This is a genomic window from Chryseobacterium sp. II3a, from assembly GCF_057815135.1.
The window spans coordinates 598,261-620,224 of sequence record NZ_JBYPZJ010000003.1; the positions used below are offsets into that span (position 1 = coordinate 598,261).

At 34.4% G+C, this 21,964-nt stretch carries 20 protein-coding genes; 14 read left to right on the forward strand and 6 right to left on the reverse strand.

Annotated elements, in window-relative coordinates; genetic code table 11:
- The first annotated feature begins 1,204 nt into the window (after positions 1 to 1,204).
- The 5 genes from AC3HD6_RS11250 to AC3HD6_RS11270 all read left to right on the forward strand — a co-directional run bounded on the left by AC3HD6_RS11250 (position 1,205) and on the right by AC3HD6_RS11270 (position 7,755).
- Positions 1,205 to 3,811, forward strand: a complete 2,607-nt coding sequence (locus AC3HD6_RS11250) for an FtsK/SpoIIIE family DNA translocase (protein WP_488896420.1) — start codon at positions 1,205 to 1,207, stop codon at positions 3,809 to 3,811.
- A 97-nt stretch (positions 3,812 to 3,908) separates the two neighbouring features.
- On the forward strand, positions 3,909 to 4,370 hold the full coding sequence (locus AC3HD6_RS11255; protein WP_488896421.1) for a hypothetical protein: 462 nt from the start codon (positions 3,909 to 3,911) through the stop codon (positions 4,368 to 4,370).
- A gap of 120 nt (positions 4,371 to 4,490) precedes the next feature.
- The gene (lolA1, locus tag AC3HD6_RS11260; RefSeq protein ID WP_068943150.1) at positions 4,491 to 5,138 is read left to right on the forward strand and encodes an outer membrane lipoprotein periplasmic chaperone LolA1; all 648 of its coding nucleotides are present in this window, start codon (positions 4,491 to 4,493) and stop codon (positions 5,136 to 5,138) included.
- 107 nt (positions 5,139 to 5,245) lie between these two features.
- Positions 5,246 to 6,703 (forward strand): LptF/LptG family permease, encoded by a 1,458-nt coding sequence (locus AC3HD6_RS11265; protein ID WP_488896422.1) that lies wholly within the window; start codon positions 5,246 to 5,248, stop codon positions 6,701 to 6,703.
- Positions 6,704 to 6,957: 254 nt separating this feature from the next.
- On the forward strand, positions 6,958 to 7,755 hold the full coding sequence (locus AC3HD6_RS11270) for a hypothetical protein (RefSeq protein ID WP_488896423.1): 798 nt from the start codon (positions 6,958 to 6,960) through the stop codon (positions 7,753 to 7,755).
- A 67-nt stretch (positions 7,756 to 7,822) separates the two neighbouring features.
- On the opposite strand, the gene AC3HD6_RS11275 is transcribed toward AC3HD6_RS11270, so the two are convergent.
- From AC3HD6_RS11275 to pyrH, 3 genes are all read right to left on the reverse strand, one after another.
- On the reverse strand, positions 7,823 to 8,884 hold the full coding sequence (locus AC3HD6_RS11275) for a 3-oxoacyl-ACP synthase III family protein (protein WP_488896424.1): 1,062 nt from the start codon (positions 8,882 to 8,884) through the stop codon (positions 7,823 to 7,825).
- A gap of 177 nt (positions 8,885 to 9,061) precedes the next feature.
- Positions 9,062 to 9,616, reverse strand: coding sequence for a ribosome recycling factor (frr, locus tag AC3HD6_RS11280; protein ID WP_068943146.1), 555 nt, complete (start codon positions 9,614 to 9,616; stop codon positions 9,062 to 9,064).
- A 134-nt stretch (positions 9,617 to 9,750) separates the two neighbouring features.
- The gene (gene pyrH, locus AC3HD6_RS11285) at positions 9,751 to 10,458 is read right to left on the reverse strand and encodes a UMP kinase (RefSeq protein ID WP_068943145.1); all 708 of its coding nucleotides are present in this window, start codon (positions 10,456 to 10,458) and stop codon (positions 9,751 to 9,753) included.
- A gap of 168 nt (positions 10,459 to 10,626) precedes the next feature.
- Here pyrH and porQ point away from each other — a divergent pair, with 168 nt between their 5' ends.
- The 5 genes from porQ (at position 10,627) to AC3HD6_RS11310 (ending at position 13,704) form a co-directional block, all read left to right on the forward strand.
- A complete protein-coding gene (gene porQ / locus AC3HD6_RS11290; RefSeq protein WP_488896425.1) occupies positions 10,627 to 11,619 on the forward strand; it encodes a type IX secretion system protein PorQ in 993 nt (330 codons plus the stop codon).
- A gap of 73 nt (positions 11,620 to 11,692) precedes the next feature.
- Positions 11,693 to 12,367, forward strand: coding sequence for a (d)CMP kinase (cmk, locus tag AC3HD6_RS11295; protein WP_488896426.1), 675 nt, complete (start codon positions 11,693 to 11,695; stop codon positions 12,365 to 12,367).
- A 95-nt stretch (positions 12,368 to 12,462) separates the two neighbouring features.
- A complete protein-coding gene (locus tag AC3HD6_RS11300) occupies positions 12,463 to 12,813 on the forward strand; it encodes a YtxH domain-containing protein (RefSeq protein WP_045496352.1) in 351 nt (116 codons plus the stop codon).
- An 80-nt stretch (positions 12,814 to 12,893) separates the two neighbouring features.
- Complete coding sequence (locus tag AC3HD6_RS11305; RefSeq protein ID WP_068943141.1) at positions 12,894 to 13,214, forward strand: phage holin family protein; 321 nt, start codon at positions 12,894 to 12,896, stop codon at positions 13,212 to 13,214.
- The gene (locus tag AC3HD6_RS11310) at positions 13,207 to 13,704 is read left to right on the forward strand and encodes a phosphoribosyl-ATP pyrophosphatase (RefSeq protein ID WP_488896427.1); all 498 of its coding nucleotides are present in this window, start codon (positions 13,207 to 13,209) and stop codon (positions 13,702 to 13,704) included. Before AC3HD6_RS11305 ends, AC3HD6_RS11310 begins: the two co-directional genes overlap by 8 nt.
- Before the next feature lie 101 nt (positions 13,705 to 13,805).
- Here the strand turns inward: AC3HD6_RS11310 and AC3HD6_RS11315 are convergent, their stop codons facing one another.
- Positions 13,806 to 14,531, reverse strand: a complete 726-nt coding sequence (locus AC3HD6_RS11315) for a TrmH family RNA methyltransferase (protein ID WP_488896428.1) — start codon at positions 14,529 to 14,531, stop codon at positions 13,806 to 13,808.
- Between AC3HD6_RS11315 and tamL the strand changes: the two genes are divergently transcribed.
- Positions 14,517 to 17,123, forward strand: a complete 2,607-nt coding sequence (gene tamL / locus AC3HD6_RS11320) for a translocation and assembly module lipoprotein TamL (RefSeq protein WP_488896429.1) — start codon at positions 14,517 to 14,519, stop codon at positions 17,121 to 17,123. The two genes, AC3HD6_RS11315 and tamL, sit on opposite strands and share 15 nt — an antisense overlap.
- Here tamL and AC3HD6_RS11325 read toward each other — a convergent pair.
- Together AC3HD6_RS11325 and AC3HD6_RS11330 are read right to left on the reverse strand one after the other, a co-directional pair.
- On the reverse strand, positions 17,120 to 17,737 hold the full coding sequence (locus tag AC3HD6_RS11325; RefSeq protein WP_488896430.1) for a SanA/YdcF family protein: 618 nt from the start codon (positions 17,735 to 17,737) through the stop codon (positions 17,120 to 17,122). The genes tamL and AC3HD6_RS11325 overlap by 4 nt on opposite strands.
- On the reverse strand, positions 17,734 to 18,858 hold the full coding sequence (locus AC3HD6_RS11330; protein WP_488896431.1) for a ferredoxin--NADP reductase: 1,125 nt from the start codon (positions 18,856 to 18,858) through the stop codon (positions 17,734 to 17,736). Before AC3HD6_RS11330 ends, AC3HD6_RS11325 begins: the two co-directional genes overlap by 4 nt.
- Before the next feature lie 32 nt (positions 18,859 to 18,890).
- Between AC3HD6_RS11330 and AC3HD6_RS11335 the strand changes: the two genes are divergently transcribed.
- The 3 genes from AC3HD6_RS11335 to AC3HD6_RS11345 all read left to right on the forward strand — a co-directional run bounded on the left by AC3HD6_RS11335 (position 18,891) and on the right by AC3HD6_RS11345 (position 21,899).
- Complete coding sequence (locus tag AC3HD6_RS11335) at positions 18,891 to 19,454, forward strand: TlpA family protein disulfide reductase (RefSeq protein ID WP_488896432.1); 564 nt, start codon at positions 18,891 to 18,893, stop codon at positions 19,452 to 19,454.
- Between the two features lie 20 nt (positions 19,455 to 19,474).
- Positions 19,475 to 20,446 (forward strand): iron chelate uptake ABC transporter family permease subunit, encoded by a 972-nt coding sequence (locus AC3HD6_RS11340; protein ID WP_488896433.1) that lies wholly within the window; start codon positions 19,475 to 19,477, stop codon positions 20,444 to 20,446.
- 418 nt (positions 20,447 to 20,864) lie between these two features.
- Positions 20,865 to 21,899 (forward strand): IS110 family RNA-guided transposase, encoded by a 1,035-nt coding sequence (locus tag AC3HD6_RS11345; RefSeq protein ID WP_488896434.1) that lies wholly within the window; start codon positions 20,865 to 20,867, stop codon positions 21,897 to 21,899.
- Positions 21,900 to 21,964 lie beyond the last annotated feature (65 nt).

Here is a 21,964-nt window from a genome sequence, read left to right on the forward strand (position 1 = left end):
GGTAAATTATATTGAATTTAGTCAGTATATACTAGCATAGTGCTGGCAATAGCAAGGCATTTATTGTCCATAATTGTTTATTTTTTCCCATTTGTGTTAAATTGTGTTTTTCTACTAATGATAAATATTTCACTTTATGTATTAAAAATTAAAATATGATCAATAGCCATTAATCTTACTACTGTATTTAAAAGTTCAGCAATTATTAATATTGACAGCAAAGATATATCTTGTTTTTTAATAAAACAATGATTATTTATTAAAAATATTAAATAATTACCATATTATGTCAGAAAACAATACTAATTCACTAAGAAATGATAAGAAAATATTAAATATAATTTTTCAATACTATGCAAAATTATTTACTTTTTATCAATACAATTAATTTAAATTTAAATCAATTCGAGAATAAAAATTAATAATTTTTATCATTAAAAAAATAGTAAAAAAACAACAAAATGCACACGTTGGTATCAGAACATCAAAAAAAGCAATTGTTTTTATCAATATTGTGCCATTAAAAATACTGAGAGTATATTTTCAGCATTTTCCTATTTATTTAAACATTATCTATTTCCAATAACTCCATTTCAACCCATCAACTACCATTATTTTGCTCACTGTACATAACAAATCACTCCTGAATATGGATTTTTGATATTGATAAGGACTTGCCACTCTTGATACCATCCGAATATTGCTCATAACATACAATTATCAAACAAGACGCAAAGAGCAGTCCTTTTCTCATTGATCTAGTTTTAATGTTTGTATCTGTTTTTTCAAATCAGCAAATCGAGTAACAAGTTTCCAATTTGCTAAGAAGTAAGGAATATGGAAATTGATGAAAAATAAATTGAAACTGTTACTATTTCTTTAGACATGATAACTTTTTTTTTCAATTTTAAGATAAAAATATGACTGAAATAATTATTTTTTCTTGTAAATTATAAATTCAAAGCTGATGTTATTCTAGAAATATTATAAAGAAATACTGGTCAATTAATATAATTTAACAGCACTGTATTTGGATTAACTATAAAAATAACCTTACTTTTATTTCAACCAATATTTCTGGCACAAAATATTTTCAAATCAACTTAAAACAATCGCAGTAAAAAGTGGTATTACAAAATGTTTTTTGAAGAAAAAAGATTCTTTTTCGTATTGAAAAAACATTAAATTTGCCTCATTGATATTTATGGATAAAAAGACACAAAAAAAACCGACTGAATCGCCTGAAAAAGGCAGAATTTTATCTAAGCCGCGTATATTTTTCGGGCTTACTTTTATACTGTTCTCTGCGGTTCTCGCCCTATCATTCATTTCTTATTTAATGAACTGGAAGGCAGACCAAAGTCAGGCAGGAACCATGCTGGACAAAAGTATAAAATCTTCAAACATTTTTGGCAAAGCCGGAGATTGGTTTGGGAACATTTTTATATTTGAAAGCATTGGTATCGCCTCATTTATTATAGCATTTTTATTTCTGGTTGTTGGAACCCTGATCCTTAAAAAGAAGATCTTCAAACCATGGAAAACAATTGGCCATTCCCTGTTTTTCATCTGCTGGCTTCCAATTTTTATGGGAGCACTTACAAAAGGACAAGGAGTTCTGGGTGGTGTTTACGGATACCAGATCATGGATTACTTATATGCCATTATTGGATCTGTAGGATTATGGACTGTGTTGGCTGCCAGTATCCTGCTATATTTCATTCTTGAATTCAATCTTCGTCCAAGCTCTATCAAAGCAAAGCTGACTAAGATCAATGAAAATACTATTGGAAAAGTAAAATCTATGATGCCTGATTCTGATGAAGACTTTGAGGCTGATGAAGATTTAAAAGAAGAAATTGAGGAAACAGAAATTAAAGAAGAATTTACCCCTAATGTTACAGTAAGTGATGTGACGCCTCCTGCTTCCAATGGCACTATCAACAAATTTAAAGAACCAGAACCTATAAATATTCCAAAAGGATTTCCCGAAGTTCCGGCAACAAGTGCTATTGAAGCCATTACAACTCCTAATCATACTTCATTTGACAATGAGCCACAGGAGGTTTCTCAACCTGTAAGCTTAAATCTTTCTTCAAAACCAACAATTCCTGTTTCAAGTCCAGAGGAAGCGTTTGATGTCAGACCTTCTGTCCCTGTGGCTACCCCTGCTCCTGCAGTTCCTGTAACTCCAGCGCCTGCACAGGAAAACATTAAATTTAATGTAGAAGTAGCTCCAGTAATTGATGTTTTGGATGATTCTGATAAAAAATCTCAGGAGCTTATAGAAAAGCATGGTTTATATGATCACAAATTGGATCTGGCTAATTTCCAGATGCCGCCTGTTGAGCTATTAAAAGATTATGGAAGTGAGGAAATTTCCATCAACAAAGAAGAGTTAGAGGAAAATAAAAATAAGATCGTTGGACTTCTGAAAAATTTCAATGTAGGAATTGCAGAGATCAAAGCAACCATCGGTCCTACAGTTACTTTATATGAGATTGTACCGGAAGCGGGAATTCGTGTTGCAGCGATTAAAAAACTACAGGATGATATCGCCCTGAACCTTTCTGCTTTGGGAATCAGAATTATTGCACCAATGCCAGGTAAAGGAACAATTGGTATCGAAGTACCAAGAAAAAATCCTACCATGGTTTCTATGCGTTCAGTAATTGCCTCTCATAAATTCCAGAATACGGATATGGATCTTCCGGTAGTTTTCGGAAAAACGATTTCCAACGAAATATTTATGGCTGACCTTTCCAAAATGCCTCACTTATTGATGGCGGGAGCAACAGGGCAAGGTAAATCTGTAGGGATCAATGCCATCCTTACTTCCCTACTCTACAAGAAGCATCCAAGTGAACTAAAATTCGTCATGGTTGACCCTAAAAAAGTGGAACTTTCTTTATATTCAAAAATTGAAAGACATTATTTAGCCAAGTTACCAGATGCAGAAGAAGCCATCATCACTGATACCAATAAAGTAATCAATACCCTGAACTCTCTGTGTATTGAGATGGATACGAGATATGATCTTCTTAAAAATGCATTCTGTAAAAACCTTAAAGAATACAACAAAAAGTTTGCAGAAAGAAAATTAAATCCTGAAAATGGCCATCGCTTCCTTCCTTATATTGTGTTGGTGGTAGATGAGTTTGCAGACTTAATCATGACGGCTGGAAAAGAGGTTGAATTACCGATCGCCCGTTTGGCACAGCTGGCAAGAGCCGTGGGAATTCACCTTATAGTAGCTACACAGAGACCCTCTGTAAATGTAATTACAGGTATGATTAAAGCTAACTTCCCTGCAAGAGCAGCCTTTAGAGTAATTTCAAGTGTAGATTCAAGAACAATTCTTGACTCTCCTGGAGCAGATCAGCTGATTGGTAAAGGAGATATGCTTTATTTCAATGGAAATGAAATATTAAGACTTCAATGTGCATTTGTAGATACTCCAGAAGTGGAAAGACTTGCAGAATTCATTGGAGAACAGAAAGGATATTCATCAGCTTTCCTTTTACCAGAATATGTTTCAGAAGACGCAAACAGTTCTGCTGCTGGTTCTTTTGATCCTAATGAAAAAGATGCATTATTTGAAGATGCAGCAAGAATTATTGTTTCTACTCAGCAAGGATCTACATCTATGCTTCAAAGACAATTGAAACTTGGATACAACAGAGCTGGAAGAATCATGGACCAGCTAGAAGCAAGCGGTATTGTAGGTGGGTTCAACGGAGCTAAAGCAAGAGAAGTTTTGATTAGTGACCTTCATTCTTTGGAACAGTTTCTTGAAGATTTGAGAAGCTAATCCATCCTAAAAAAAAGTAATTCAAAAAAATCAATTTCGGGCATATTTGTTTAAATATGCCCGAATAATATAAATTATATTCAATTCAAAAATAATCATGAAAATTTCAATACAGCAAATCACCAAACTGGGTCTTTTTGCATGCACTCTTACCTTATCTTCATGTGCTTTACGATCCGTTCCCAGTGACTATACTTCTGTAAAACTAGAGGTCATTGACAATAATACTTTGGGAAATGGTAAAGTACTTATTTATAACGGTGCCGGAGTTCTTCATAAAATGGACAATACAGCAAGATTAAATATTGGGCTGGATGGTAAATCTCTGGGACAAATCAGACCAAGAGAATATGTTATTGTTAATTTAGAAAATGGAAACCATGAGTTTACAGCACTCCACATAGATATGGTGAATATGAGAAGTAAACATACGGTTGAAATTAATGAACATACTAAAGTTATAAAAATTGAACCCACCATTACTTCTAATAAATTAACCATTACTAATATCCTGCCGGAAAACTTTGATAAGTACATTGAAAGACCGGAGATAAGATAACTGTACTGAAAGTGTTTTTTTTGGAACAGTTTTTGGAAGAATAGCATCAATACAGGGAAAAAGCGCTATTGTTTCACCCTTGAAATTTTAAAATTATCTAAAGATTATTAAATAAGAAAAATGAAGAATATTATTTCAAAAGTTATATTGGGAAGTTTTGTAGTAGGTGCAGTAGGTATGGCTAATGCTCAGAAAATAGACGCAAAAGCTAAAAAGATATTGGATGACATTACAGCCAATTACAATTCTAAAAAGAATTCTTACTTCAAATTTTCTTTTGGAAGCGGATTAAATGGGCAGGTGAACAAAACAGAACCTGGTATTTATTATGCCGCCGGAGATAAATACAAACTGAAGATTATGGATACTGAACAAATCTTCGATGGAAATAAAATCTATAATATCAACGCTGATGATATGGAAGTAACCATTGCAAAACCTAACGGAAGCAGTGCTATGTTCTCCCCTATTAATTACCTTACTAATTACAGAAATGAATACAATGTAACTTATAATGGTAAGAAAACAGTAAATGGAGTGAACACAGATTTTATAAAACTTACACCAGTAAAGGCAAACGGAATTCAATTTGTATATCTTTTTGTAGATTCTGCGAAAAAGCAAATGGTAAAGCTGGAACAGCATGGAAATAATAAAGATGTTGCTGTGATTGCGATCAAAGAATACAAAGAGAATCAGGATCTCGATCCTAATATGTTCGTTTTTGACAAGAATAAATTCAAAAACTACGTCATTACTGAACTTTAAAAGTTGATAATCAAAAAGGTAAATTTACCTTTTAGGAATTTTACTTCAAAAAAAAATAACAAAATATAAAAGCCGCAAGTTTGCGGCTTTTTGATTAATTTTGGCGCATGTTAAAAATACTAGACAGATATATCATAAAAACCTTCTTTGGACCGTTTTTCTTTATATTCAGCGTATTGTTTTTCATTTTCATTGTAAACATTATCTGGGTTCAATTAGGACAGTTTATGGGAAAAGGATTAAGCTATTGGCAGATCCTGAAACTTCTTTTTTATCTTGGGGTGAACGTTATCAGTATGGTTCTACCGCTTACCATCCTTTTGGCAAGTATTATGTCATTCGGAGAATTCGGAGAACGGTATGAGCTTGCAGCTATGAAGGCTGCCGGAATTCCTCTTACCAGGGTAATGACTCCTCTACTGGGAATTACAACGATTCTTGCCATCATGCTGTTTTTCTTTTCCAACAATATTATTCCTGATTTTCAGAGAAAGGCAAAGAATATGCTTTTCAATATTGCCCAAACAAAACCAGCGATCAACTTTACTCCAGGACAGTTCATTGATCAGATTCCCGGATATCTGGTGAAATTTGATAAAATCTATGGGGAGAACGGAGAAAATATTGAAGGAGTATTCGTTCATAAAAAGGCCAATACATACGAAAACCAACAATCTGTTGTAGCTGAAAAAGGAAAATTTGTGCCGGCAGCCAATAAGAACTTTCTAAAACTTATTCTTTATAATGGATATGTATTTGAAGACAGTTTTGCAGGAAAAGGAGAAGATGTAAGAAAAAAACAACCTGATCAGGCGATTAAGTTCGATACATTAGTGAATCACTTTGACATCAGTGAGCTCATCAACAAAGCCATCGAAAAAGAGCAGATCACGGATGACTACCGTTTCCAAACTTATAATGAACTTAACACCACTATTGCTACCAGTAAAAAGGAAAATGCAGTGTTCTTTAAAAGCATAGGAACTGATGTGCTAAATCAAACCAATAGTCTCGTGGCTTACATGGACCAGGCTAATAAGCCTAAAGTTGCTCCCAAAGCACAGATAAAAATGGATACGGTAAAAAATGACAAGAAGCTTGAGATGATTTATAACTCCTACAACAGGCTTGATAATCTTAAATCTACTCTGGATGCTAAAAAAAATGAGTTCAGTACCAATGTAAAATACTTCAGTAAAGTTGTTATTTATCAGCAGAGATACATCTCTTATTCGGTAACCTGTCTTATTTTCTTTCTGATTGGAGCAAGTTTGGGCTCTATCATCAGAAAAGGAGGAATGGGACTTCCGGTCATTATAGCCATTGTTATTTTCATCATTTTCTATGTGATCAATGTTGGAGTGGAAAATGTCTCCTGGAGTGGTAAAATGAATCCTTATTTAGCTGCCTGGCTTCCTAATCTTATTCTTCTTCCTTTTGGAGTATGGATGACCTATAAAGCGCTAACTGATTCACAATTATTTGATGCAGAAAAATACAAAGCACTGTTCAAACCCATAACGAAAAGATTCTCGAAAAGTAAAGAACATCAGAGATATCAATAATTTCAAGAAATATAAAGGCCCGGATTTTCCGGGTCTTTATATTTCTTGAAAGCTGGAAGTTATGATAATCTATTTCATCAAAAGTGAATAAGGTTCAATAACAAGGATAAATACAATATTACAATCAGGTATTATTTTTTCACATACTTCCTCTGTTTATATAAACTAAAATAACATCCCTCTTCCAGCTTCCAGCTTCCTGCCTTTTCCTTTTCAAAAAAGATTATATTTGCAAAAAATAAAACTTTAACTCCATGAAAAAAGTACTGGCTTTAAGCCTGTTTGCACTGGTTTCTTTTAATGCTTATGCGCAGGAAGATAACAATACGGATTACGAATTAAGAGGGGATGAAAGATATGGCTATATTATCGATAAAAGCGGCAAAAAAGTCGAAGGAATCGTAAGACTTAACGGAGATGCCATGTCTCCTTGGGACAATCAGAAGAAAGTAAAATTTGTTGCCGTATCTGATATTGATAAATCTAAAAAGAAGCAGAAGTTCAAAACACTTGACACTGATGATATCAAAGAATATGTGGCCATTGATAATAACAATATTGAAAGACACTTCGAAAATATCAAATACACGAATACGAAAGAAGGTTTCAATACTGCAACAGGAGGCTTAAGCGGTAACCTCAAAGCCTTCAATAACCTTACAAAAAGTACACAGTTTGCTGAAATTGTAACAGACGGAAAAATCAAAGTATATAAATTATACGGTTACCCTACCACTTTTTCAGCCGGAACCAGCCAGATTGCGGCGGCTGATGCAGAAACCAAGAGAATGAGAGAACATCCATCTTATATCTACAGCAAAAAAGGAGGCAAAATTGAAGAACTTACCTTCGCTAAAGCTAAAATAATTATCGCAGACTGTAGTTATGCAAAAGGTAAAATGACCAGTGGTACTTATGCTTCGCTGAAGAATGATGAAAAGAAAAGATCCGGCCTTGGCAGGTTAATCAAAAGCCAGATTGATGATGTTATGTCTAATGTTCCGGAAATTGTAGAAGAAGTGATTATAGATTACAACGAAAATTGTAAATAATTACTGAATATTATAAAGAGACTCCAGATTCGGAGTCTCTTTTTTTTAAATACCGTTTGATGATTGACTAAAATTGATAAACAAAAGCATTAATATTCATTCCGGCTCCTACTGAAGCAAACAAAACAATGTCATTCTTTTTGATCTCATGATGCTCCAGTTCCCCTTTCAAAATCATGGCAAGCAAAGAAGGAATGGTTGCTACGCTGCTATTACCCAATTTATGAATCACCATAGGCATGATGTGCTCCGGGGTTGAACTATTATACAGTTGATAAAACCTGTTGACAATGGCTTCATCCATTTTTTCATTAGCCTGATGAATAATAATTTTATTGAGTTCATGGATTGAATACCCACTATCATCCAAACATTTTTTCATAGCTTCCGGAACATGCACAAGAGCAAATTCATAAATCTTCCTTCCATCCATTTTAATATATTTGGTGTCCGGGCATCGCTCATTGTTATATGATTTTCCAAAGTACAAATAATCTTTTTCCGTAAAAGTATAAGAAGCAGATAAATGAGATTTAATTCCCGATTCACCTTCTGTATTCGTTTCCAGAACAGCAGCACCAGCACCGTCTGCATAGATCATACTGTCTCTGTCATGGATATCTACCACACGGGAAAGGGTTTCAGCTCCAATCACCAGGCAACGCTTGGCAATCCCCGCCTTGATAAAAGCATTCGCTTGTATTACTCCTTCAATCCAACCTGGACATCCAAATAAGACATCATAAGCAACACAAAAATTATTTCTTATGCCCAGCAAATGCTTTACCCTCGCTGCAAGACTTGGAACCATATCAGACTGAACGGTACCAAACCGAACATCTCCAAAATTGTGGGCAAATATAATATAATCCAGTGTTTCAGGATCTATCCTGGCGTTTTCTATGGCAGCCTGAGCCGCTTTAAGGCCCAAATCTGAAGTAACTTGTGTGCTTTTGGCATATCTTCTTTCTTCAATGCCGGTAATTTTTTTAAGTTTCTCTGTGATAGAGGCATTATTGTCTTTTAATAAAACACCTTCCTCATTAAGAAAGATATGCTTGTCAAAAAATAAATTGGTAATTGTCTCTGACGGGATATAATTTCCCACGCCAATAATTCTAGTCATCATCTTAATGTCATTATCCTGTTCTATAGTACTTTCAGGAATAATTCGATAAATATAACGATAATCCTTATCAATATATTATAACAAAAAAGATAATTATAATTAATTTATAAATAATAGTATGCAAAAAAGAGGACTCCAACACTGGAATCCTCTTTTTGTATTTTCAAAAACTGAAAATTATACTTTCATAATTTCAGCTTCTTTAGTCTTAAGATGCTCATCGCAAAGCTTGGTGTACTTATCTGTGTAAGTCTGAATTTCTTCTTCCACCCCTTTTACAACGTCTTCAGAAACTCCCTCAAGTCTTTTAAGCTCTTTCAAACCATCTTGTCTTGCGTTTCTTACAACGATTTTTGTCTGCTCAGTTTCGCTTTTAGCTTGTTTTGCCAACTCTCTTCTTCTTTCCTCCGTTAAAGGTGGTACATTAAGGATAATATTCTCCCCATTGTTAGAAGGTGCAAAACCTAAATTAGAATTGATAATTGCTTTTTCAATAGCATTGATTGCTGTTCTGTCCCAAGGTTGAATAGAGATAGTCATTGCATCTGGAATAGAAACATTGGCAACCTGGTTGATGGGAGTCATTGCTCCATAATATTCAACCATTACATCCTGAACCATTGATGTAGAAGCACGTCCTGCTCTGATTCTTTGAAATGCATGGTCAAGGTGTTTTACCGCTGCGTCCATGTCCTGTTTTACAGATTCTAATATTAGATCTAATTCTTCCATTATTATAGTATAGTTTGATAAATTACACATTAGTGATAAATGATGATTGATAAACAATAAATGATAAGTAATTAATAATAAGCAATGAGTAAATTTAAACTGCTCGCAGCTACTATCTGTTACCTATCACCTGATTACAAATCAACCAGAGTACCTACATTTTCTCCTTCCACGATTTTTACTAAGTTCCCATCTTTGTTCATATCAAATACAATGATAGGTAATTTATTCTCGTGGCTTAAAGTAAAGGCAGTCATGTCCATTACTTTAAGATTTTTCTCAAATACTTCGTCGAAAGATAGTGAATTATATTTTACTGCATCAGCATTCTTTTCAGGATCACTGTCATAGATCCCATCTACTCTTGTTCCTTTAAGAATAACATCCGCTCCAATTTCAATCGCTCTCAATGTTGCCGCTGTATCTGTTGTAAAATAAGGGTTTCCAGTCCCTGCACCGAAGATCACTACTCTTCCTTTTTCAAGGTGTCTTACTGCTCTTCTCTTGATGAAAGGCTCCGCTACCTTATCCATTTCAATAGCAGATTGAAGTCTGGTTTTAATCCCTGCATCCTCCAATGCTCCCTGTAATGCCATACCATTGATTACAGTCGCTAACATTCCCATGTAGTCTCCCTGCACTCTATCCATGCCTTTTGCAGCTCCTGCTACACCACGGAAAATGTTTCCTCCTCCAATGACGATCGCCACTTCACAGCCTTTTTCAACTACTTTTTTGATCTCTGCGGCATATTCCTGCAGTCTTTCGTTGTCAATACCGTATTGTCTGTTCCCCATTAAGGCCTCACCGCTAAGTTTTAGAAGGATTCTTTTATATTTCATCTTTTATTTTTAATAAACTTTTTACTAGTGTGGGTTTCCCCAAAATTTGATTTTGCAAATATAATCATTAAAAATATTGGTAAAAGAAAAATATTTAATTAGAAATAATGTAAGAAATATTTTGAAAAGTACGAAAAAGGATTATTTTTGCATTAATTATAAATTGAGTTGAAGAAAATTATCATTTTTTCATTATTTCTATCAGGAATTGTTTCTTATGCGCAAACAGGAACAAATGTGTATCCGTTCTTAAATGTACCTGTATCTGCAAGACAGGCAGCCTTGGGTGGAGATGCAATTTCGATAAGAGATTATGATGTTTCCTTTGCTATTGCAAACCCGGCCCTGTTAAATAAAGATTCAGACAAGCAGCTTTCAGTAAATGCTACCGCTTATCTTGCCGATTCCAAATACGGAACCATTGCGTATGCCAAAGACTTTGAAAATGGCCACATGGCTACTATCAATGCAAGGTACATGAGCTATGGAAGTATTCCGAGAACTGATGAAAGCGGATTTCAGGATGGTGAATATAAGGCTTCTGATGTAGCTATCGGCGCCGGATATGCCTACCAGTTTGAAGAAGACTGGACCATTGGTGGAGGATTAAATTTCGTTACCTCAAAAATTGACAATTATACTTCTTCCGCGATCTCAGGAACTGCCGGAATTACGTATCATAATAAAAAAAACAAAGAAGTTCTTTCCCTTGTATTGAGAAACTTCGGTTTTCAGCTGAAATCATTCAATGGAACCCGTGAAAACCTTCCATTCAGAGTGGACGTGGGATATACGAGAATATTAAAGAACTTTCCTCTTGCGATTACCATTACAGCACACGATCTTCAGCAGTTTAATATTTCATCTGAATATAATAAGGATGGCCAGGAAGTCAATGCCGGAAGAAAAATTGCAGACCACTTCTCTTTAGGAGCAGAACTATTCCCTGAAAAAAACTTTAATATAAGATTGGGATACAATGTAAAAAGAGGAAATGAGCTTGCTGTAGCAGATCAAAGAAATTTTTCAGGACTTTCCGGCGGATTTGGAATTAAAGTTTCAAGATTCCGTATAGATTATGCCCACATCAGATACCATAACGCTTCGAACGTCAATCAGATAGGAGTTTCTATGGATATTTCCAGCCACAGAGGAGAATAAAAAAAGTATTAAATACCTCTTAAAATTTCTCATTAGTTCTTGATTTTCTAAAAAAAATCTTGAAATTTGCAGTATGAAAAAACCTGTAATAGCTATCGATGGGTACTCGTCTACCGGAAAAAGTTCTATCTCCAAAATCATTGCTGATAAGCTAGGACTTATTCATATGGATACAGGAGCGCTTTACAGAGGAGTTACCTGGTTTGCCCTGCAGTATTGTTTGAATGAAGAAGGCAGGATTGATCTGAAGGCTTTATTTTCATCTTTAGATCAGATTCATCTTGAATTTAAAAATAATGAAGGAACCTTAGTTCTTTATCTTAACAATGTTGATATTTCTAAGGAAATTCGTTCCAATGAGGTTTCTGATAATGTAAGCCTGGTAGCCAAACAAAAAGAAGTAAGAGATTATTTATTGCAATCTCAGCGTTCTATAGCAGAAAAAGGAGGAGTTATTATGGATGGACGAGACATTGGGACAGTAGTTCTGCCCAATGCAGACTATAAGTTCTTCCTCACTGCCAGTATTGATGAAAGAACCAACAGAAGATTTCTCGAATTAAAAAACCTGGGAATTGAAGCCGATAAAGAACAAGTAAAGCAAAACCTTATTGAGAGAGATAAAATTGACAGTGAGCGTGAAATTGCCCCATTAAAGCAGGCTGACGACGCTACAGTAATCGACAATTCTGAGCTTACTAAAGAAGAAACCATAGAACTGATTCTTTCTTACATCGAAAAGATTTAACAATTTTTAATAGGCATACAGCCTCCTTTGGTATACAAATTGTAAGTTTTATTAGTGTAAAAACTAATCTATTATTAACTATTAAAAAACTTAAAATGTCTAAAAACGGAAAAAATACAGCAGGTATATTGGCAGGACTTCTTGCAGGAGCTGCAGCAGGTGTAATCTTAGGAATGTTATATGCACCTGAAGAAGGTAAAGAAACCAGAAAAAAAATCAGAAATAAAGCAAATGATCTAAAAGATCAGGCAAAAGACAAATACGGAGAGGTTTCTGAAAAAGTGAAAGACCAATATGGCAATATTTCTTCTACTTTTAAAGAAACAGCGAACAACGTAGCACATACTGTGAAAGACGGATATGATAAATACAAAGATCAAATTGTTTCTAAAACTGCAGATGTAGTAAAAGATGTAGAAGCTGAATTGAACGATCTTAAATCATAAGTAATTTATCTTTTTTAAGTAAATTACAGAAAGGAACTTTTGTGCGAAAGTTCCTTTTTTTGTAACTTTAAAAAAAAACAATGATAGAAACTATTAAAGAATACGCCTCAAAGAGAATCGATCTTCTGAAAATAGAAGCTACAGAAAAGTCATCTCTTTCTGCCGGGCTCATTACCTACTTTGTAGTACTGCTTGTTGCTTTTGCTTTTTTTATTATCCTTTTCAATTTTGGAATCGCTTTTCTTATTGGCAAAGCGCTGGATAATTATTCCTATGGTTTCTTAATTGTAGCAGCATTTTATGCTTTAGTAATGGCTTTTGTCATTTCATTCAAAAATAAGATCGTGAACACTGTTGCAGATCAGGTTATTAAATTTTTAAATCATTCAAGCCATGAGTAGAAAATATGAAAGCATAGAAGAATTAAGAAGAAAGAAAAAACTGCTTAAAGGTGAAATTAGTGATCTGGAAAACCTTCTTACATTTAAGAATACCAAAGAAAGCCTAAGTGCATTTACCAATGGTTTGAGCGATCAGTATCTTCAGGAAAAAGTAGATGAAGATGGTGATGAAAAAGTGGTCCTGCGAAAGGATGTCATTGCCAGGCAGCTTACTTCAGAAGTTAAAGACCTTCTGATCAGTAAAAATACGGCTGTAGGACTTGCCAACACAGCTTTTAAAGGAAATATTGCAGACAGTATTATCAAGCTGGGTGTTACCGCTATCGTTGGCAATTACGCCAAAAAGAATATGAAAAGTTCTAATTGGAAAAATAAACTGGTAGGTGCTGCATTGATTTACCTCGCTCCTATTGCGCTGAAATATGTCAGAAAAAAACTGGAAGTATACCAGAAAAACAAAAGTGTTTCCAGCATGGAACAATTGATATAGAAAGTTTATAGGTATTAGATATCAGATTTCAGATCTATCAGTTGGGCAATCAATTTTCCCACGCGAATAATGTCTGAAATCTGATATCTGAAGCCTACAATCTATTTAGAAAATAACTGGCCTAAAATGATTCCGGCAGCCATGGATACATTCAGGCTTTCCGTAGACTGGGATTTTCCAAACCTTGGAATGCTGATACATTTTTGCAATAGTTTTTCTGTTTCCGGTCTCATTCCGTTCCCTTCATTTCCAAGAATCAAATTGATTTTTTCAGGTTTCTCAAAAGTATAGATGTTTTCTCCATCCATATCTGTTCCGATATTTACATTTTCAGTTTTAGAAAGATATTCCACAAGATCTGTATATACGACATTTACCCTTGTAAAAGACCCCATTGTGGCCTGAATTACCTTAGGATTATAAACATCTACAGTATCTTCACTACAAATAATCTGTTCTATCCCGAACCAGTCTGCCAATCGAATAATGGTTCCTAAATTCCCCGGATCCTGGATACCATCCAAAACAAGCTGTATCTTCTTATCTTCCCATGTCTCTTCTTCTGCCAGATAACACACCGCAACAGAATCTTTGGGAGTCTTTAGAAAACTGATTTTTTTTAACTCATTTTCAGTGATATGAGTGATAGGGATATCAGTACGGTCCAATTTTTGCGGATCGGTTGATAATATTTCTTTAACTTTAAAGTTAGAATTGAAAAGTTCACAAATGATTTTATTACCTTCAACCAAAAACAAATTGTATTTTTGTCTGAACTTCTTTTTATCTAAAGATTGTAAAACTTTTATTGTATGAGCTGTAAGCATTATAAGAATTCTCCTCAAAAATATTATAAAATTATCTCATTTGCAACATTTGTTGGCCTCCTTTATGCGTGTAGTACCACAAAAAAAGTTCCAGATGGTGATTATCTGCTTACTAAGAACAATTTTGAATTCGAAGATAAGAAAGAATTTTTTGATGAAGAGCTGAAAGATTATGTTCAGCAGAAGCCTAATAAGAAGCAAGTTCTTTTTATGCCTTTAGGCCTTATGTTTTACAATATGGCCAATCCAAAATATGATACAATCCTTAATGAATATATGACCTACCCTCGCGAAATGAGAGATCAGAAACTGAGGGATTCATTATTTATTAAGTATAATATGAAAAACAGTGTCGGAAAAAATCTTTTCTTTGACCGTCTATTGCACACATGGGGTTCTCCTCCTGTTATTCTGGATCAGACCAGAAGTGAAAAGAGTTCAGAATCTATCAAAAAAAGACTTACCTATAGAGGTTATTGGGATGCAGAGGTGAAATACAAACATAATTTAGACTCTGCGTCTAAGAAAGCGACGGTAAACTACTTTATCAAGCATAATGACCCTACCTATATTAAAGATTACTTTTTTAATATTCCGGACCAGGGAATAAAACAGGTTTATAATGCCTATCTAAACAAAACATTGGTAAGGTCAGGTAAAATACTGGACCAGACCGTTCTTGAAAAGGAAGTAACAAGGATTACTGACCTGATGAGAGAATATGGCTATTATAAATTCAACAGCACCAATGACGAAGTCTATTTTGTTGCTGACTCTTTAAAAAGCAAAAAACAAGTTCCATTAACTCTGGAGATCCACAAGGATTCTCTGGATCGACCTTATAAAAAGGCTACTTTTGGAAATATTGATGTAGCCATTGTAGACGAAGCCAGCGACTATCCTAAAAACACGGTTAAAGACAGTTTAAGAAGGATAAGATTCCATAAAATGAATGACAAATATAAAACATCATCATTGTGGAGAACCATCATTGTAGACAGTAAACAGACCTATGATCAGCAGAAACTGGATGTTACCAAGAGGAATCTTCTCACGATGAACAACTTCAGTATCGTAAAAGCCAGAGACTCTCTAAGACATGGAGGATTTACTTCCCCTAATGACAGCATTGTAGATGTTTTATACGTATTGAAACCGCTTCCTAAGTATGAACTTAAAGTAGGGACTGATCTTAATTATTCCCAGATTCTGAATCTTGGAGTCTCTCCTTCTGTGGATCTTACTACCCGAAATCTTTTCAGAGGGGCAGAAAACCTTTCCACCAGCCTTTCTGGAACATTTGGGTCTATTGCGAGTACAGAAAATACAGATAAAAGAGTATTGGCATATGAAATATCTGCTCAAGCATCTCTGAACTTTCCAAGATTACTATTGCCGTTTAATTATTATAAATTCATTCCTAAAAGATACACACCTACTTCATCAATTTTGTTGGGAGCATCTATACAGAACAATATCGGGCTTGGAAGGGTTAACTTTAATACGGGATTAAATTATCAGGCAACAGTTAATGATTTGGTATATCATAAACTGACTTTATTTAATACACAAATCAGTTTGACAAAAAATAAAAATGCTTATTATGATTATTTTGTCAATGATAAGGTTGTAAGAGATGAAATTTTTATTGACTATGATGCTCACTATCCGAAAGAAGAGATTTTAAAAAGATTAAAATTAGGAACGCTTACAGGAGATCAGCTTACAGAGATGATTCTTCAAAATACCGAATATCAAAATGGTCTTAATCAACAAGGCCAAGATCTTTTTACAACATTCAAAGGAAGTTTAATTAATAAAGAAAGACAGACACAGGATGTTTTTATATCTTCCATGATCTATAACTTTGTTTATAATGAAATTGGAAAGAAAGATTATCCAAATGCCTTCTATTTTAATGGAAAAGTTGAGCTTGCAGGTAATATTTTAAGTCTATTCAATAAGAAAAGTAATGACGGAGGAGTTGTTTCAGCACCCCAAAAAACGATCTTTGGAATTCCTTATGCCCAATTCGTAAAATTTGATATTGATACCAGAAAATACTTTAAATTCAATGGCAATCAGACCTTGGTTCTCCGCCAGTTTATTGGAGTTGGTATTCCTTATGGAAATTCTGATGACATGCCTATTATTAAATCTTATTTCAATGGTGGATCTAATGATATCAGAGCTTGGGTGGCTTTCGGAGGACTAGGTCCCGCGGATTCTCAGGTAGATGAAAGAGTACGTGCTTATATGACTAATGATGTAAAACTAACAACCAATATTGAGTACAGAGTCCCATTTAATAATATGTATGAAGGTGCCTTGTTTACAGATATAGGAAATACCTGGAGTCTTCGTAATCATAATGATGCGCACAAGGATGAATTCAGATTCAACAAGTTCTTAGGACAAATGGGTATTGGTAGTGGATTCGGTTTAAGAATAAACGTAGCGTACATCACCCTAAGATTAGATTTTGCTTATAAAATCTTTGATCCGAATAAGCCAGAAGGTGACCGTTGGAGATTCAAAACGTTACAGCCTTTCAAACCTACGATCAACTTTGCTTTCGGATATCCTTTCTAATCCGGAGACACACCCAAAATAAAATAGACTACAGCAATAACACGGGCGAGGATTTCCCTCGCCTGATTTCTGTAAAAACTTTCAGGCTTCGTTACATCCTGCGCATCAAATCCCAACGCATTCATATCATTATTTCTCGCAAAAAATAAAGCACGAAGATTATGATACCCCTGGGAAACGATAATGACGTTTTTCTTCTTATAAACATCTTTACAACGTAGAATACTTTTGTAAGTGTTGAACCCTTTCGGATCTTCAACAATGATATCTTCAGGAACACCTTCCTGATAGGTCAGATAGTTTTTCATTGCAGCGGGTTCATTGTACCCTTTACTTTTCTCCCCGCTTACAATAATTTTTTTGATTTTTCCATGATGATAAAGAAGAGCTGCAGCATCCATTCTTTTGGTAAAATAAGGATTAGACACACCAGATCTCATCTTTGGAGAAGTTCCAAGCACTAAAGCAACTTCCCGTGGCGGAATTTTTGAAATTTTGGTATAGGTACGGCCGTTAGTAAGTCCGAAAACCCAAACATTACAGAAACATATCATTAAAATTCCTAATTCTAATGATACCAATCCCAGGTTAAATATGTTCTTAATAATTCTCAACTAAGATCAAAGTTAAGCTTTATTTTTTTACTTTTCACTATGGACATGCAAGCTAATATATGCCCCTGCCCTTCCTCTTTTTCGGTAAGATATTCATTTTCCAGCAATTCCACTTCTCCTTCTTCCAAAGAGCATTCGCAGCTTCCGCAGATTCCTGACTTACATGAATAAGGAACCGGAAATTTTTGAATCAAAAGCTGCTGTAATATTCTGTCCTTATTATCAGGAAGTTGAGTAGTATATTTTTTTCCAAGCATGGTAAATTCAACCTCTATATTCTCAATAAGTGGGAATTCTTTTTCTACAGGATAAATATCATCATTATATTCTTCAAAAAGTTCAAAATGAATATTTCTTTTGGGAATTCCGTGATGATAACAAGCATTTGCCAGTGTTTTAATCATCTCTCCTTTTCCACAGATCAATACTTCATCCACAGCATCCCAAATCGTAGATTCTTCGTCAGTATTATCCAAATGAAGGATCTGATTGATAATTAAGTTTAATTTCTTTTCATCTAATCGGCCATAGAAAAACTGGTCTGCCGTTTTTTCTTGTGAAAAGAAGTAAAAGATTTGAAGTCTGTCTCCACATGTTCTGGCAAGGTTGTCTAATTGATCTCTGTAGATTAGGTCTTCTGAACTTTTATTTCCAAAGAACAGAAACAATCTTGTTCTTGGTTCATTATGGAGGATATTTTTAAAATGACTTAAAATAGGTGTAATTCCAATCCCAGCAGCAAAAGCAACAATTGTTCTGAACTCGCTTGGTTTCGATACTATTGTAAATCTTCCGGCAGGTTCACTTACCATTAACTCATTTCCTTCACTATAATTCTGAAAAAGCTGAGAAGTAGCTCCACCTGGAGAATTAACTTTTATTCCCAAACATATTTTCCCCTCATAAGGAGCAGAAGTCATTGAATAATCATTAATAACTTCTGCTCCATGTGATTGAAATTTTACACTGACGAACTGCCCCGCATCAAACTTAAAATTTTCTTTCAAATTCTCCGGAATATCAAACTCCAGAGAAAAAGTATTTTTGGTCAGCTCTACCTTTTTCGCTATTTTTAACGGATGAAACTGTATTAGTTTCCCTTTATAGATTTGTTGTTCCATACTTCAATTCAAAAATAGATAAAAAATAATTTATGAAGAAGATAATTTTATCCACGTTGGTCCTGACTGCACTTTACAGCTGTAAAAAAGAAGCTACAAAAACTGAAGAAGGCACCGTTGCTACAGATTCAGCAGCTACAACTCAAAACACACCTGCTCAGACAGCTACATATATCCCCAAAGAACTATCTCCTGAAAATGTAGGTCAACATTTGGCTAAAAATAATGATACGTTATACGTTACGAACTTTTTTGCAACGTGGTGTGGCCCATGCATCAGAGAAATTCCAAGTTTTAAGAATAAAATGCAGGAACTGAAAGATAAACCTGTAAAGTTCACCTTTGTAAACCTTGATGACAGGGCAGATTGGGATACTGCAGTGAAAGATTTTGTGGCAGAACACAATCTTGGGAACAATGTTATTTTATTGGATGGACAAAAGTTGGATCCAGGTTTCTTTTCCAAAAACTTTAAACAATGGGATGGCGGTTCCATTCCCTTTACGTTCATGAGAAAAGGAGATAAAACAGATGAATTTTTAGGAATGATGACTGAGGAAGCATTAAACTCTAAAATCGATGCATTTCTAAAATAAAATATACATCTTTCTGAATCATGTCAAAAAGATTTAAAATCCTGTGTTTATTGTTGACCATTGCCATCATTGGAGGCGCCATTGTTAACCTGAACACAGGATTTTTGAGTTTAAACCTTCAGGATTTCTTCCAGAATTCTGCACAGAGCCAAATTGCAGAAATCCGTATTAACAGAGTTCTGGTTATGCTATTAGCTGGAATTTCAATTCCAACATCAGGGTTTTTGATGCAGGAATACTTCCAAAATCCGTTAGCAGGGCCTGATATTCTGGGGATAACTTCTGTGGCCAGTTTATCAGTAGCCTTCTATATTTTCTTCTCTCATAATATTCTGATCCCAGAATTTCTGCAGAACAGTTTTCTCAGCTTATCAGCTATTGGGGGAAGCTTATTACTGATGCTGATCCTTTTATCCATGTCTAATAAATTTCAGGATAAATCTTATCTAATTATTTTCGGATTTCTGGTATCTGCCTTTGCCGGAGCTATCGTTTCATTATTACAGTTTTACGCGGAGAATCAAAGTCTTAAAAACTATATTTTATGGTCTTTCGGGGCTAATAATATGGTAACCAGAAATCAGATCTATGTGTTATCCATCTTAGTATTGATAGGATTATTTTTCTGCTTTAAATCTATAAAACCATTAATCGGAAATTCATTAGGCACTTCGTATGCCCAGAGTTTAGGAGTTAATCTGAAGCATTTAAAACTTTTAATAATAGTAGCATCTTCCCTGCTTTCTGCCTCTATTACTGCATTTTTAGGACCAATTCTGTTTATTGGAATTATTGTTCCGCATTTTTGCCGACTAATCTACAATCCTTCCAAATTATGGCAGCAGTGGATCTTAAATATGTTCCTGGGAATGCTCGTGATGTTATTTTTCTCTGTGATTGCGGAAAAAACTCAGATCCCGCTGAATGTGATAAGTTCCGTATTTGGAATTCCTGTGATCTTACTGATGCTTTTGAAACAGAATAAGGTTTAATTTTTTTGTTGGATAAACGCAAAGACTCAAAATTATTTCCCATCACTGGGCTTTAAGGCGCAAAGGTTTTATCTACGATAAAATTGAATACCCATAAATAAAACACTCCGCTTGCTGAAAATCTTTGATTTTCTTGCGCCTTAAAAATATATACAATGTATAAAACCTCCTATGTTTGTATAAGTTATAATTTGCTTTATCTCAAATATTATCTTAGCCATAAAGTGAATAAGAATGAGAGTTGAATAAAAATCCAATAGTTCAAAGAAACATATTCGGCGCAAGAAACGACCTCATTCTTTTTTTATCTTTTAGAGTCAGAGCAGAATGTAAGGAATTAAAAACCCCATTTAATATCCAGAATATCCAATCAGGAGAAAAGACGAAGGAAGATATCTCACTTAAAAAGCAATAAAAGATGAAAGTATTAAAACAAGTAGCCGGTATAGATGTGTCTCAAAAAGAATTAGTAGTTACTTTAGGTTGTCTATATGAAGATCAAACTATAAAATTTCTAGCTTATAAGGTATTTAAAAACACAGATGTTGGAATCCCATTATTGATTAATTGGATTGAAAAACAAAGTGTTGAAGATCAGGAAATTCACTATGTTATGGAAGCCACAGGGGTTTATCATCAGAAGTTCGCTTATTATCTTGCTGAGAATAATAAAAAGGTCTATATCGTTTTGCCCAATAAAATAAGTAGCTACCTAAGAACTCTTGATATAAAAACGATAACTGATAAAAGTTGTTCTCAGGCTATTACTCAGTTCGGTCTTGAAAGAAAATTAAATCACTGGAAAAAACCTGATCAGACTTATAATGAGCTGCAACAGCTTACCAGAGAGCGTGATCAAATTGTTCAGGAGCGGAATGTGATAAAAAATCAGCTTCATGCAGAAACTATTCAAGCTTCTCCTCATTTAAAAAGTATAGAAAGAATGCAAGCTCGTATGAATTTGCTCAATGCTCAAGAAAAAGCAATAAAGAAAGATATCGATAGTATTATCAATACTAATCCTGTGATAAAACAATTGATAGAACGACTTACAACAATACCGGGAGTTGGTGTTTTAACTGCGGTTACTGTTTTGGGAGAGACCAATGGCTTTGAACTGATTAGAAACAAGTCTCAATTATCAAGTTATGCAGGGTTAGATGTTAGAGAAAAACAATCTGGAACGTCGGTAAAAGGTAAATCACGGATATCAAAAAAAGGAAATAGAATGTTAAGGAAATGTTTGTTTTTGCCGGCTTTAACAATTGTGAAGTGGGATGATAACTTCAAAGAAGTTTATATAAGACTCACTTCAAAACATGGAATAAAAATGAAGGCTTTAGTAGCAATCCAAAGAAAAATATTAGAATTGATCTATATTCTTTTTAAAAATGAAACCGTTTATGACGGTAAATATAAATCAAAAAATAGCGTGAAAACTGAGATAGTATAGCACGCTACAGAGTCTAGCTCTAGGCCGACTTAAAAAACAAATTTACAAAAAAATATAAATATTAT